Below are 12337 nucleotides of genomic sequence, written 5' to 3'. Positions count from 1 at the left end.
GTGGGACTACGAGGTGAAATCATGAAAAATAAGGTCAAGGAGATGCGCGAAGAACGAGGTTGGTCGCAAGGCGAACTGGCAAAACGATTGAACGTGTCGCGTCAGACGGTCATTTCCATCGAAAAAGAACGGTATAATCCGTCACTCGACCTCGCGTTTTCACTAGCTGATCTGTTTGAACGGCGAATCGAAGACATCTTTACACCGAATCGAACGAACGAGGAGGGAATAGAATGAAGCGAGTCAATATGTTACTAGACATCATTTTAATTGGAGTAGGTCTGTACTTAACAATGACAGATCCGGCGGCTAAAACTCTCGGGATCATCCTCGTTTTAGCTGGCGTCACGTCACGTATCACAGGAACGGTATTCTCGCCAACGGAACCGTATGATGAGCGCCAAGGAATTGTTAAAATTCGTAGTGGACATATCGCTTATCTCGTAAGCATCGGATATCTTTTCTTGATCTTGATTCTCGTCAATCTGTCGATCATAAAAGACATTCAATTTGCTCTGTTGCTGGCATTAGGAGGACAAATCTTACTCTTCCCGATTACGTTGCTGTATGTGAATCGAAAGATGTGAATTAGGGGCTAAAGATTCCTCGATGATTGGATAAAACAAAGAGAGGAAAAAGCTACATTCCTCTCTTGGTCCTTAAAAATTAGTGCCGCGGAGCAAACAGCATGACACTGACACCGATTAAACAGATCAAAGCACCAATCATGTCATACGAATCTGGTGACTTACGATCTACGATCCAACCCCAAAATACGGACATGACGATGAATACACCACCATACGCTGCATAGACACGACCGAATGTCGGAAACTGCTGAAATGTTGCGATGATACCGTACAAAACGAGAGTTAATCCACCAATCAGACCAAAGTACGATGGGCGTCCCTCTCTTAGCCACAGCCAAATCAAATAACCTCCACCTATCTCACTTATACCGGCTGCAATAAATATTAAAGCGGACATCATCACGGTTCAGCCCTCGATCGCAAACGTATCCCGTAATTCGATGATTGTTCCTTCGGGTGCTTTTAATTTGCTGAGATGACCATCGACGACGAAATAGATGTTTCCGCCGTGTTTCGGTAGGAAAGGCATCCCAAGTCGTTCCAAGCGTGCTACTTCTTCTTGCAAGTCGTCAACGTAAAGTGCGAAATGGACGGGACCCGCTGCTTGTTTCGTATAATCGGTGAAAGGCTGACCCGATTTGGGTGTTTGCAATTCGATATAAAAGTCACCGAGACGTAACCAGCTGTTAAAGGCGCGGTCGTGAAAACCAGGTGACTCTTGAATGAGTGAGAATCCAAGTTGTTCATAAAATTGTTTAGACGCAGCATAGTCTGTCGTCTGAATGCAGATGTGATGAATTTGTTTCATACTAAAACCTTCCTTCGTGTTCAATGAAATCATGCAGAACTAGTGTAGCATTTCACGGATCAGTTGGAACGATTGAAATGGAGAATCTGATGCAACAAACGATGAATTTAATTTGTGAACGTTTTTTGTTAGGGCAAATGATCGGCGAACCTGTCAAATTGACAGGGGGATTCCTGCACGAGACGTGGCGACTACAGACGACGACTGGATCTTACGTCTTAAAGCGATTGAATCCGGACATCATGCGACGTCCTGAAGCACGAAATAATTTTAAGATGTCAGAAGATGTCGCCATGCAAGCGTCACTTCACTTAGCAGCATTACCAGCACGTCGCATCAAAGACCAAGCGGTACAGACGATTGACGGCTCGGATTACCTTTTGTTTGATTGGATTGATGGCAAGACGCTATCAGCCGACCAGCTTCGATCGGCACATGCACGACAAATCGGAGTTCAATTAGGACGGTTGCATGGACTTACGATAGTGACAACTGGCTTTTCAAAGCCGGATACCTCTACTACTTCAATCAATTGGAACGGTCATGTAGAAGAAGGAAAACGGCAGCAAGCAAAGTGGCTGCAACTATTCATGGAAGAGCAGGAACAGCTGCAACGAATAGAAAGACTAGCACAGGAAGCACAGAAACAACTGCCAGTAGACTGGATCGTCAGTCATCGAGATCTCGATCCAAAGAACGTCCTCTGGACACCAACGGGTCCAGTCTTGATTGATTGGGAGTCTGCGGGTCTGATTCATCGAGCGGTCGACGTGTTCGAGACAGCCTGTTATTGGTCGAAGCAGGAAAACGATACGTTTGACCGCGTTCGATTTAACGCATTTCTTGATGGTTACGCGATAAACCAAAGTTTGCCTGATGTCGACTGGACGCACGTCATCGATAGCAGTGTTCAAGGAAAGCTCGACTGGCTGAATTTTAATCTCAATCGCTCACTTGGGAAAAGTGGAATCCCTGAGGCGGAACGAGTACTTGGAACAGAACAAGTCGTTTTAACAATAAAAGAATTACGAGCGCACGACCGGAATCTCTGGATCAAGTGGATGTCGGTAAGATAAGCATAAAAAGAGGCATCAAATCACTCGATTCGATGCTTCTTCGTTATTAAAACGATTTGACCAACTGTTCAATAGTTGATTCAGGAGTACGAATCGGAGCATATCCGAGTCGTTTGATTCGTTCGTTTGAGAAAGTAGCGCGTTCCGCCGAACGATTCGGTGTTTGGTACGGCTTGTCACTTGCTGTGATCAACTTCATCCGGAAATCCGTCTCAGGTAGATTCGCATCGATCGCATTGAAGATATCCCCATTATGCGCATTTTTTGCGGCGATGACGATCATCTCGACTAGATTATCCGTATGGACCCACGGGACGACATCGTCCGGATGCACCCAGGTAATCACATCCGCCTCCTTCATCCGCTCGACTTGACGATCCCCCCAATAGGACTGCTCCTCGGCACAAATTGATCCTGGGCGTAAGATGATTAAATCGGAATCGGGTGTGTTTTCCTGTAACAGGCGTTCGGATTCCTGCTTTGTATGGATGTAAACGTGCTCGGACGGTAGGAGCGGTGACGTTTCCGTAAAATGTCCACTCACGACTTCGCCGTACACGGAAGTCGTCGAGATGTGAACGATGCACTTGACACGAGCTTTTGTCGCAGCATCCGCGAGATGTTGTACACCTGTAACATTTGCTTCCTGTGCTAAATCGGGATCATCTCCGAGATAGGCAGCACAGTGAATCAACAGATCGACGCCTTGAAGTGCTGTAAGAAGCGAATCCGGATCACCGAGCTCACCGATGACTGCGTGGACATCTTTGAAAGCGTATTGATCCGCTTGTTCCTGAGAGCGATACAAACCGCGCACTTCACGCGCTTCTTCTAGAAAACGTCGCGCAACACGAGAGCCAAGCGTTCCGGTCATTCCTGTAACTAAAATCGTACTCTCTTTCAGGTTCATAAGTGCTTACCCCTTTGACTCTGTCTTTTCTGCGAAACATTGCTCACAAATGAAACGTCCTTCGCTTTTTAGGTATGCTTTGACTTCCGTCATCCCGCGATGTTTCGGATAACGCATCTGGATGTAGACTTTTTCGTTTCCTTCAATCGTTTTGCCGCAATGCATGCATGTCGGTTCTTTGCCGAACATCCTAACGCCCCCTTATTATTTTTATCTTCTACCTTATCGTAAAGGAAAAACCAGGGTGTTGGAAGAATAAAGTAAAAAAGGAATCTAAAGGAGGGTGTCCATGATCTTCATTGCGATCTTTCTCGCCGTTGGTGGAGTCGTCTGGTTCATTTCAGCGCGGAGTCAATCGAAACATCGCTCGCTCGACGATCAGGAATATACACTGAACCAGCATGATGTCCATCAACAACAAAATCATCGTGATTTTTGAAGGCATGTAAAGGAGCATCCAGTCGATTGACTGGATGCTCCTTTTTAGCGATTGCGTACATGGAGAAAATATTTTGCGTTGCTCCAGATCAAGGCGATAATCAATAAGCTGATTGCAAAGATCTGAGATTGACCGGTCTCATACGAATACACGACTAATACGACAATGATACCCATCAATAAAAATTGTAACAGGAACTGTGACCGGATCAGACCTTCGAACATGACGTGACGTTCGCCGTCATCTGAGGCAGCGAATAGCTTTTCAGCATAGTTCTTTTCTGAATACTTTGGGAAATAGCGGTTGGGATAGATCTGGTGCATAAGATTGAGAAAATAAATCGAGGCAATACAACTGATGACGAAAAAGAATCCACTCAGTATCAAATGAAGACCGAACTGGTTTTCAATGATGCTAAAAGAAGCGAGCCCGATACTGAGGAGATTGGAGAACTGCACGATCATCATGCCGTCCGCATAGTAGCGATTCACTTGATCGTCAATCGCGTCCTCTTCGTCGGAAGAAACAGAGCGTTTAGTCAATTGACGAATTTGCAAATAGCGTACGATGTAACTGAGAGTCAAGATCGTCAAGATAACGAAAAGACTAGTGAATATGTAATCAAGATAGAGCGATCGTTCAAACTGTGACAAATGTGTATTTTTTAGAACAAACATGACGAAATAACTGCTGATGCCACCGAGTAATGCTGCGATGATGACTTTGACTGCTTCTTTGTTCATGTTAATTCCTCCTCATCGAAATAAAAGATGTCTTCTAACGGCGTATCAAACACACGAGAAATTTTGACAGCGATCAATAGCGACGGCATGAATTCTTCGCGTTCGATTAAGCTGATCGTCTGGCGCGAAATGTTCGCACGCCGTGCCAGTTCAGACTGATTCCATCCGTGACGGGCACGTAATTCTTTTAATCTGGATTTCATATAGGGATTCACCTCCTATATAATGTAACTTATCACGGTCTTTTTGACAACGATAATAGTCAAAAAAGACAATATAATAGTCATTTATTCGTAAAATGATCATATCGTTGGCATAAACTGTATACTGGAATAAGTTGAAAGGAGATGTGAAATCCGTCGATGAAATCTCAGTCACGTGTAAATAACGTTATTTATCATGATGAGAATGTTACGCACCAGATTGCTTCGATTCTAAAAATGGAAGAGACATTGCTCAAACAAAAAATTGCGTATCTCCAGGACGTCACAGACCCCGGTACCACTTCTGAATACGAACAAGGGCGTCAGCAGCTATCGGATAAGCTCGATACGTTGAGACGTTCCGTAAAAATGGATCTCGTCTCGCGTGATGACATCACACTTCGAACGAGAGCACGTTTTGAACAATCACTCAGAGCAACAAGTGTGACAGAAGAGGAAGCTTGTCTTATTCAAGACTATCTCCGAATTGAGGCGACGATGCTGACAAAATCGGGAGAGGCGGTTTCCGATCTGCATGCTGCTTTATTTGACGCGGATGAATCCACTCGAAAACAAGCGCTCTTATCGATTGAGGAAGCATTCCGCATGAAAGAATCCGTCATTCAACCGTTGTTTTCACGACTCGTTGAGTTACGACAAGCGCGTGCCACTGCAAGTGGTAAGATCGGATACGAGGAACTAGCTTTTGCAGAACTCGGACGCGTCGATTATACGAGTCAAGATGTCAATCACTACGCCGCCATCATTCAATCCGAATTTCTACCGGTCAAACGGCAATTTCAGCGCGAACAACAAACGTTTCTCGGCAAACATGCGCTCCATCCGTGGGACGTCCGGCAATCGGCCTATACACAGATTGATCATCACGTGACCGATTCCGATACTTCATTCTTAGATCAGACTCAAGCCATCCTCAAGAGCGTTCACCCCTATTTTGCTGAAGTATTAAAAGACATGCGACAGATAAATCATCTCGATATCGATGCCCGGTCGAACAAAGCAGGCGGAGGGTTTTGTGAGTATTTACCGGTCGAACAACAATCGTTCTTATTCATGAATCGCATCCATACCTTCGATGATCTCGTCATCTTTATGCATGAGATCGGCCATGCCGTCCATCATGATGCGATGAAAGAAACGTACGACGGACTACAACCGATTCCGCTCGAAGTAGGGGAGTTCGCTGCCATGTCGCTCGAGTTGTTGACGATGAACGAATGGCATCAGGTGATTTCGGATAAAAAAGACGTTGCCCGGGCGAAACTGGAACAGATTCGTTCCATTGTCGAGTTCTTACCCGAGACGATCATCGTCGATCGTTTTCAATCATGGCTCTATGCTTACCCCGATCATGATCCGACAGAACGACATGCCTATTATGCCGATCTCCGAGAATCATACGATACGGACGTCATTGATTGGTCGGAAACACCCGATTGGAAAGGTCACGCATGGATGAGTGTCATCCATCTCTTTGAGACACCTTTTTATTACATCGAGTACGCGATTGCTCAAATCGCCGCTCTCCAGGTTTATCACCGTTTCACGAAAGACCCTGACCAAACGCTGAAAGATTTCATCGCAGCTCTAGCGCTTAGTCAAACCCATTTGATCCAAGATGTCTATGCGAGAGCGGGTGTATCCTTCTTACCAAGTGATACGGAAATGAATGAGTTGATGGCGTTCCTAGAAGGTCAAATCGAAATTTGGACAAATGAGTTAGAAAAGGCATATTAAAAACAACACGCTTTGATCAGAAATAGCAGATGTACATAACGATAGGAGGACGAACATGAATATCCGTAAAAACATTGTCTATGCGACATTATTTAATGAAACAGGCGGTCAATTATTGATGGTCGAGAATCGTGGCGATCACGGTGACTACTATACATTGCCTGGTGGAACAGTCGAGCGCGACGAAACGTTACATACGGCAATCACGCGTGAAGTACTAGAAGAGACAGGATTTACAATCATACCCGGTGACATCGTCCATGTGGCAGAAGCATTCTTCCCCCAAGCGGGAGAACATTGTCTCTTTTTCTTCTTCGCGGGAGAAATCACTTCCGGTCAATTAAAGACGAATGTTCCAGAAGAAATTTCCGGACTCGTCTGGATGGATCGTGAAGAAGCGTTCAAACACCTCAATTTACCGGAAGCATCAAAAGAATCGCTCTTTGCTGGTCGAACGGTACCGTATGATTTTGCCGGAGAGATCATCCACTCGTAAGGAAGTGTCGCTTGACGTACTAACGTGACGGATTTTCGGGTACAACACTACAGGAGCATTACCCGAAACTTGTAGAAAGTCAGGTGAACACACGGTATGTCGATTCTTACGTTTCACGAAGTCAGCTATCAACACATCTTACACGAAATAACAGGTGAGTTCCGCGAAGGCGTCATTACGACGCTCGTCGGACCGAGTGGTGCCGGGAAATCGACGACATTGAAACACATCAATGGACTGATTTCTCCCGATCGCGGCGAAATTCGTTTTCGAGACGAACCACTTGAGCAGATGAATCTGCTCGATGTCCGCAAAAGGATCGGAATGGCGTTCCAAAGTGCGCCGATGATTCCAGGTACCGTCTACGATAATATCAATTTACCGAAATCGATCTTCGGTGAATCGTTACCGCGCGAAGAGGCGGAACGCTTGCTACAACAAGTTGACCTATCCGTCGAACTTGAGCGACCGGTCAAAGATTTGTCGGGTGGTGAACGAAGCCGACTTGGAATCGCGCGGACACTTGTCAATCGACCGGACGTCCTGTTGCTTGACGAAATTACGGCAAGTCTCGATTACCGGATGGTACAGGAGATTGAGAAGCTGATTCTTGATTTACAGCAGAAGTTACAGACGACGATCATTTGGATTACGCATGACTTAGAGCAAGCCAAGCGGGTCAGCGACGACGTCTGGTTTTTAAAGGAAGGACGATTGATCGAGTCTGGTGCATTCAAGGAACTCGTTTCAAGTGGTCAAGCAGAGACGCAAGCGTTCTTGAAGGGGGAATCGGTATGAGTTATCTCCAACTGGCGACTTCGCTCATCTTCATTTTGATCCCCCTCGTCTTAGCGCGGACGTTACGGCTTGGTCTAGAGAAGGACATCCTCATCGCAACCGTTCGATCGATCGTCCAACTCTTGATCATCGGTTATATTTTGACGTTCGTCTTTGAAAGCGGCAGTCCAATTTTCATGTTACTGATGATTCTGTTGATGATCGGTGCAGCGACACTGAACGTCATCCGTAAAGGGGACGGGATTCCCGGGATCCAGTGGATAATCTTGTTCACACTGATTGCGGTCGAAGCATTGACAATGGGCATTTTGCTCGGGTTACGAATCATTCCGTTCGAAGCCCAGCAAGTCATTCCAATCAGCGGGATGGTCATCGGAAACTGTATGATTTTGTCCTTATTGTTTCTCAATAAGTTCAAGGACGAGGTCGAACGAAGCGACGAGATCATCGAACTGATTCTTTCACTCGGTGGAGATGCGAAGACAGCGATTGATACGAGCTTAAAAGGCGCGATCCGGACAAGTATGATTCCAACGATCGAAGCGCAAAAAACGATGGGGCTCGTCCAACTGCCAGGGATGATGAGTGGGTTGATCATCGGTGGCGCCGATCCAATGGAAGCGGTCCTCTATCAACTATTGATTCTATTCCTGATCTTGACGACGGCAGCGATGGCATCGGTCCTCGTTGGTTTTCTATCCTACCGTCGACTGTTCAATGAAAAAGCACAATTCATCGGTTTGACCTATAAGAAAAAAGACATGTGAGGAGCACATTATGCAGACTTATCCGATTACAGAAGCTGACCTGCAACTGGTCGAACTAGCAACTGAAACGATTCAAAGCCGTTACGCTGACGATAAACATCACGTCGCAGCTGCGTTGCGGACAAAAGATGGCGCGACGAAAACGGGTGTTCATGTCGAAGCCTATATCGGACGGGTGACGGTGTGCGCGGAAGCCATCACGATCGGTTCCGCCATCACGGATGGATTGACGGATTTTGAGACGATCGTCGCCGTCCGACATCCCTATTCGGATGAGGCGGACCGAACGATTCGTGTCGTCAGTCCGTGCGGCATGTGTCGCGAATTGATTTCCGACTATGCACCGGACGCATTTGTCATCTTGACGATCGACGATCAGTTGACGAAAGTCCGGATTGAAGATTTGATACCATTAAAATATGTCCGACAATAACCAGTAACTCCTCGTCGTTTAGATGAGGAGTTTTTTGCATTTACTTCTAAATAATCCTTATTATGGTTATGATAAAGACGGAATAACTAAGGAGGGATATGCGTGTCAGCTTTATTAGAAGTCGAACGGTTATCAAAAACCTACATACGTGGAACGGAGACGATCCATGCATTGAAACAAGTCAGCTTTACGTTAGAGGAAGGAGGATTCATCGCCATCATGGGAACGAGTGGCTCCGGGAAAAGTACACTGTTGAATATCCTGGGAGCGCTTGACGCACCAACCGGCGGAACGTTGACCTTAAAGGAAAAACGGCAACGCGACATCTTCACTGAGCCTGCTGCGACGTTATACCGTCAGCAACACATCGGGTTCATCTTTCAATCGTTTCACCTGCTCGATGACTTGACGGTTCAGGAGAACATCGCTTTACCGTTGATGCTGAAGGGGATGGATGATAAAACGATCAATCAAGAAGTAGACACTTGGCTCAAACGAGTCGGACTGACGAAGTGGAACAATCATCGACCGCAAGAGCTGTCGGGAGGACAACAACAACGTGTCGCAATCGCACGTGCCTTGATCAGTCGACCACCGATCATCTTAGCGGATGAGCCGACGGGGAACCTCGATTTCAAGACATCTGCTGAAATCATGCAGTTGCTTCAAGAACTCAATCGCGAACAACAAACGAGCATCCTGCTCGTGACCCATGATGCGACCGTAGCTGCTCATGCGAAACGTGTGTTGTATTTCCATGACGGACAGATTGTTGCCGATCAGCTGTCGACCGGAGACGTGGCGCCGATCTTAGAGACATACGAGCAGTTCGTGGGGGCTGTATGAAACGACAACATCTCTTCCGTCTTTCCCACCGACTGTACCGTAAAAGTCCGATGATTTTAGTGACCTCAATCGGAAGCGTCATGATTTCGATTGGTCTTGTCTTGACGATGGTCATTTTTTTATTACATAATCAAGCCGCTATCGAGACAGATCGTGTACAAAGATATGGTCAAGTCGATCTGACGGTCAAATATACACCTGAAGACGAGCGGACGGATCAGTCCGTGTTTGAGCAACTTAAAAAGGATCACGATGTCTTGGGCGCAGAGTCGATCATACAGACGACAGCGCGCGTAGCTGGTCAAACGATGGTCGACGTGGAGACGATAGGAGTTCATTCGGATGCCCTGACGAAAAGTCGGTATCATTTCACGAACGATTTGAAACAGGGAGAAGCGATCGTGTCAGCTAGACTCGCGAAGTCGCTTGATCGTAGTGTCGGGCAAACGCTTCGCGTCGGAGAAGCGACGTATCGAATCCGTGAGATTTTACCAAGTGCGACAACATCTGAAGCTATGCAAGATCAAGTCTTTCTTTCGTATGCTGATCTGAAGAAGTATCATCCGATCGAAACGAAAGCCGTCTTGCTCAATCTAAAAAAAGAGGCGGATCTCGTCCACTATGCTGATACACTCGTCAAAGCGAATCCGAAGCTCCGGATTGAACTTTCGGAAGGGCAAACGCTCTCACCGGCGCTGAACGGTTACATCGGAATCTTGTCAGTACTGATCCTTGTCGTGTCCGCCTTCATCTTGATGGCGAATTTCGACTTGTATTTACGTAAACATGCTGTCCAATTTGCCATCATGCGGACGCTTGGGGCGACGACACGGCAACTGTTTCAGCTGTTCTTCGTTCAATCTGGATTGATTGTCTTAGCGGGCACGGTGCTTACGATTCTAGGCAGTATTTGCTTCCCGTTACTCGGTCAACTCGTATGGCCGACAGAGGGTAAAATGATCGTCTCCCTCATGATCGAACAGGGAGCGTTCTTGGTGCTCGTAACGTTCGGTAGTGCCTTGTTGATTTTGCTGTTGCTCGCGAGTACGGCTTATCGAAAACGGGATGTGTTACCACTCCACGTCTTGCGAGAAAATCTGAAAACGGCGTCACGACCGACCCGGCGAAAACGTCTCGTCCTGTTCAGTAGTGGATTGACCGTCAGTTTGGTGTTGTTCGCTGAAGTGATTGCCAGTACGGAGGGGGCACGGGCAATCGCCTGGCTCGGTGCAACCGTCGCCTTTTTACTGACGATGTATCTTGCGACGCCACTCCTCTTGAAGGGAGTGCTGCATCGAGCGGAACCGATCGTTCGTCGGTTAGCGGGACCGACAAGTTTCGTCGCCCTCCGGGGCGTGTTACCGCAACTTCGGAAAAATGCCTGGTTGATGCTGATTGTTCAAGTCTTGATGATCATCGTCGTCATCGGCTCGACGTTCCTTGAGACGGTGCAACAAAACGAACGGAAGTACATCATCAGCCAATATCCGACGGAGGTCGTCTTAAAGAGTCGTTTAGATGAAGGATCGCAAGGAGACCCGCTACAATTGATTCGACAAATTGAAACGGACCTACCTGGCGCAAAAGCGACCTTCCTTTCGTCTCGAAATTCACTCGAATATCAATCGTCTCAAGAAGATGTCTCGATCGAATACGAAGTAACGGACTATCGTCGTCTTGACGTCTTAGAGGGAGAGCAGACGAGTGACACAGAAGGAATCATCGTCTCACGGACCTTCGCTAAAAAACATAGTCTCGAAAAAGGTGATACGTTGCCGCTCGGGCGATGGGACGGGGAACAAGAACGAAGCGTTTCGGTCGGTCAATTCCGAATCGTTGGAATCGAAAAGAAGATAGCACCAGACGTCCTCGTCGATTGGCGGAACGAGCAGCTACGGCAACCAAGCGATCAAATCTTGAATGTCTTTATCGACGTTCCGTCCGAGTTGAAGAAGGCGCAAGTGACCAAAACACTATCAGAGATCACGCAAAGTTATCCGACGTTGCAAGTAAATCGACTATCTGACGCGCTTCGCGATGCGGAGCAACAAACGACGGAACGCTGGTTCGTCTTCTTGATTGCGCTCGTCGTCATGAGTGGATCCGTCTGGTTCGGACTTGCGAACGCCTTACTCAGTTTCGTGAGTGGCAAACGAGGCGAATATGCCTTGCTACGAACGATTGCGTTGACACGGAACAAGCTCCGTCAGCTGACACTCATTCAAATGCTCTTGTTCATTGGGAGCGGCATCATCTTTGGACTGATCAGTGGACTTGGTGCGACCTTCTTCGTGACACGGATTGATGACGCGGGATCATTCTACTTCAACGTACCAACGATTGCCGGAACCATTGCTGGGTTGGTAGTGCTGGTCATAGGCATCGCCTGGTTCGTCACCCGACGAAAGCAGGAAAACCTCGTTCACGAATTGAAACAGTAAGTAAGGACAAGTGAACCGGGGGGATCGAA

General features: G+C 47.0%; 17 protein-coding genes. 11 read left to right on the top strand and 6 right to left on the bottom strand.

Going from position 1 to position 12337, the window contains the following annotated elements:
* Positions 1 to 21 precede the first annotated feature (21 nt).
* Together ASF99_RS07780 and ASF99_RS07775 are read left to right on the top strand one after the other, a co-directional pair.
* Positions 22 to 237, top strand: a complete 216-nt coding sequence (locus ASF99_RS07780; RefSeq protein WP_023468465.1) for a helix-turn-helix transcriptional regulator — start codon at positions 22 to 24, stop codon at positions 235 to 237.
* Positions 234 to 587 carry a hypothetical protein gene (locus tag ASF99_RS07775; RefSeq protein WP_055968331.1) on the top strand — a complete coding sequence of 118 codons (354 nt, stop codon included), beginning with the start codon at positions 234 to 236 and terminating at the stop codon, positions 585 to 587. The genes ASF99_RS07780 and ASF99_RS07775 overlap by 4 nt, the downstream gene beginning before the upstream one ends.
* A gap of 79 nt (positions 588 to 666) precedes the next feature.
* Here the strand turns inward: ASF99_RS07775 and ASF99_RS07770 are convergent, their stop codons facing one another.
* Both ASF99_RS07770 and ASF99_RS07765 read right to left on the bottom strand, forming a co-directional pair.
* On the bottom strand, positions 667 to 990 hold the full coding sequence (locus ASF99_RS07770) for a YnfA family protein (RefSeq protein WP_081637374.1): 324 nt from the start codon (positions 988 to 990) through the stop codon (positions 667 to 669).
* A 6-nt stretch (positions 991 to 996) separates the two neighbouring features.
* Entirely contained in the window at positions 997 to 1398 is a 402-nt protein-coding gene (locus tag ASF99_RS07765; RefSeq protein ID WP_055968330.1) for a VOC family protein, read from the bottom strand.
* 89 nt (positions 1399 to 1487) lie between these two features.
* Between ASF99_RS07765 and ASF99_RS07760 the strand changes: the two genes are divergently transcribed.
* Positions 1488 to 2474, top strand: coding sequence for a phosphotransferase (locus ASF99_RS07760; protein WP_055968328.1), 987 nt, complete (start codon positions 1488 to 1490; stop codon positions 2472 to 2474).
* A 46-nt stretch (positions 2475 to 2520) separates the two neighbouring features.
* Here the strand turns inward: ASF99_RS07760 and ASF99_RS07755 are convergent, their stop codons facing one another.
* On the bottom strand, positions 2521 to 3384 hold the full coding sequence (locus ASF99_RS07755) for an NAD-dependent epimerase/dehydratase family protein (protein WP_055968326.1): 864 nt from the start codon (positions 3382 to 3384) through the stop codon (positions 2521 to 2523).
* A 6-nt stretch (positions 3385 to 3390) separates the two neighbouring features.
* The gene (locus tag ASF99_RS07750; RefSeq protein WP_023468458.1) at positions 3391 to 3573 is read right to left on the bottom strand and encodes a hypothetical protein; all 183 of its coding nucleotides are present in this window, start codon (positions 3571 to 3573) and stop codon (positions 3391 to 3393) included.
* A 100-nt stretch (positions 3574 to 3673) separates the two neighbouring features.
* Between ASF99_RS07750 and ASF99_RS17245 the strand changes: the two genes are divergently transcribed.
* Positions 3674 to 3823, top strand: a complete 150-nt coding sequence (locus tag ASF99_RS17245; protein ID WP_023468457.1) for a hypothetical protein — start codon at positions 3674 to 3676, stop codon at positions 3821 to 3823.
* A gap of 44 nt (positions 3824 to 3867) precedes the next feature.
* Here the strand turns inward: ASF99_RS17245 and ASF99_RS07745 are convergent, their stop codons facing one another.
* On the bottom strand, positions 3868 to 4566 hold the full coding sequence (locus tag ASF99_RS07745; RefSeq protein ID WP_055968324.1) for a DUF3169 family protein: 699 nt from the start codon (positions 4564 to 4566) through the stop codon (positions 3868 to 3870).
* Positions 4563 to 4769: a helix-turn-helix transcriptional regulator gene (locus ASF99_RS07740; protein ID WP_023468455.1), complete on the bottom strand. Its 207-nt coding sequence runs from the start codon at positions 4767 to 4769 to the stop codon at positions 4563 to 4565. The genes ASF99_RS07745 and ASF99_RS07740 overlap by 4 nt, the downstream gene beginning before the upstream one ends.
* 159 nt (positions 4770 to 4928) lie before the next feature.
* Here ASF99_RS07740 and ASF99_RS07735 point away from each other — a divergent pair, with 159 nt between their 5' ends.
* From ASF99_RS07735 to ASF99_RS07705, 7 genes are all read left to right on the top strand, one after another.
* Positions 4929 to 6527 (top strand): M3 family metallopeptidase, encoded by a 1599-nt coding sequence (locus ASF99_RS07735; RefSeq protein ID WP_055968322.1) that lies wholly within the window; start codon positions 4929 to 4931, stop codon positions 6525 to 6527.
* 55 nt (positions 6528 to 6582) lie between these two features.
* Complete coding sequence (locus tag ASF99_RS07730) at positions 6583 to 7023, top strand: NUDIX domain-containing protein (RefSeq protein WP_082487090.1); 441 nt, start codon at positions 6583 to 6585, stop codon at positions 7021 to 7023.
* A gap of 96 nt (positions 7024 to 7119) precedes the next feature.
* A complete protein-coding gene (locus tag ASF99_RS07725; RefSeq protein WP_055968320.1) occupies positions 7120 to 7821 on the top strand; it encodes an ABC transporter ATP-binding protein in 702 nt (233 codons plus the stop codon).
* Positions 7818 to 8588, top strand: a complete 771-nt coding sequence (locus ASF99_RS07720; RefSeq protein WP_055968318.1) for an ABC transporter permease — start codon at positions 7818 to 7820, stop codon at positions 8586 to 8588. The genes ASF99_RS07725 and ASF99_RS07720 overlap by 4 nt, the downstream gene beginning before the upstream one ends.
* A 10-nt stretch (positions 8589 to 8598) precedes the next feature.
* Positions 8599 to 9021, top strand: coding sequence for a cytidine deaminase (locus ASF99_RS07715; RefSeq protein WP_055968316.1), 423 nt, complete (start codon positions 8599 to 8601; stop codon positions 9019 to 9021).
* Between the two features lie 96 nt (positions 9022 to 9117).
* A complete protein-coding gene (locus ASF99_RS07710; RefSeq protein ID WP_082487087.1) occupies positions 9118 to 9867 on the top strand; it encodes an ABC transporter ATP-binding protein in 750 nt (249 codons plus the stop codon).
* On the top strand, positions 9864 to 12308 hold the full coding sequence (locus ASF99_RS07705) for an ABC transporter permease (RefSeq protein ID WP_055968313.1): 2445 nt from the start codon (positions 9864 to 9866) through the stop codon (positions 12306 to 12308). The genes ASF99_RS07710 and ASF99_RS07705 overlap by 4 nt, the downstream gene beginning before the upstream one ends.
* The last annotated feature ends 29 nt before the right edge of the window (positions 12309 to 12337 follow it).

Origin of the sequence: Exiguobacterium sp. Leaf187, from assembly GCF_001423925.1 — a bacterium.
Taxonomy (GTDB): Bacteria; Bacillota; Bacilli; order Exiguobacteriales; family Exiguobacteriaceae; genus Exiguobacterium_A; species Exiguobacterium_A indicum.
The sequence above is the reverse complement of the archived record's forward strand: the minus strand, read 5'-3'. Positions and strand labels throughout refer to the sequence as shown.

Excerpts from the sequence above, each read along its gene's own strand:
- ASF99_RS07725 (WP_055968320.1), top strand. The coding sequence starts at position 7,120 with ATGTCGATTCTTACGTTTCACGAAGTCAGCTATCAACACATCTTACAC.
- ASF99_RS07715 (WP_055968316.1), top strand. The coding sequence starts at position 8,599 with ATGCAGACTTATCCGATTACAGAAGCTGACCTGCAACTGGTCGAACTA.
- ASF99_RS07755 (WP_055968326.1), bottom strand. The coding sequence starts at position 3,384 with ATGAACCTGAAAGAGAGTACGATTTTAGTTACAGGAATGACCGGAACG.
- ASF99_RS07705 (WP_055968313.1), top strand. The coding sequence starts at position 9,864 with ATGAAACGACAACATCTCTTCCGTCTTTCCCACCGACTGTACCGTAAA.
- ASF99_RS07740 (WP_023468455.1), bottom strand. The coding sequence starts at position 4,769 with ATGAAATCCAGATTAAAAGAATTACGTGCCCGTCACGGATGGAATCAG.
- ASF99_RS07780 (WP_023468465.1), top strand. The coding sequence starts at position 22 with ATGAAAAATAAGGTCAAGGAGATGCGCGAAGAACGAGGTTGGTCGCAA.
- ASF99_RS07765 (WP_055968330.1), bottom strand. The coding sequence starts at position 1,398 with ATGAAACAAATTCATCACATCTGCATTCAGACGACAGACTATGCTGCG.
- ASF99_RS07750 (WP_023468458.1), bottom strand. The coding sequence starts at position 3,573 with ATGTTCGGCAAAGAACCGACATGCATGCATTGCGGCAAAACGATTGAA.
- ASF99_RS07775 (WP_055968331.1), top strand. The coding sequence starts at position 234 with ATGAAGCGAGTCAATATGTTACTAGACATCATTTTAATTGGAGTAGGT.
- ASF99_RS07760 (WP_055968328.1), top strand. The coding sequence starts at position 1,488 with ATGCAACAAACGATGAATTTAATTTGTGAACGTTTTTTGTTAGGGCAA.
- ASF99_RS07720 (WP_055968318.1), top strand. The coding sequence starts at position 7,818 with ATGAGTTATCTCCAACTGGCGACTTCGCTCATCTTCATTTTGATCCCC.
- ASF99_RS07745 (WP_055968324.1), bottom strand. The coding sequence starts at position 4,566 with ATGAACAAAGAAGCAGTCAAAGTCATCATCGCAGCATTACTCGGTGGC.
- ASF99_RS07735 (WP_055968322.1), top strand. The coding sequence starts at position 4,929 with ATGAAATCTCAGTCACGTGTAAATAACGTTATTTATCATGATGAGAAT.
- ASF99_RS07770 (WP_081637374.1), bottom strand. The coding sequence starts at position 990 with ATGATGTCCGCTTTAATATTTATTGCAGCCGGTATAAGTGAGATAGGT.
- ASF99_RS17245 (WP_023468457.1), top strand. The coding sequence starts at position 3,674 with ATGATCTTCATTGCGATCTTTCTCGCCGTTGGTGGAGTCGTCTGGTTC.
- ASF99_RS07730 (WP_082487090.1), top strand. The coding sequence starts at position 6,583 with ATGAATATCCGTAAAAACATTGTCTATGCGACATTATTTAATGAAACA.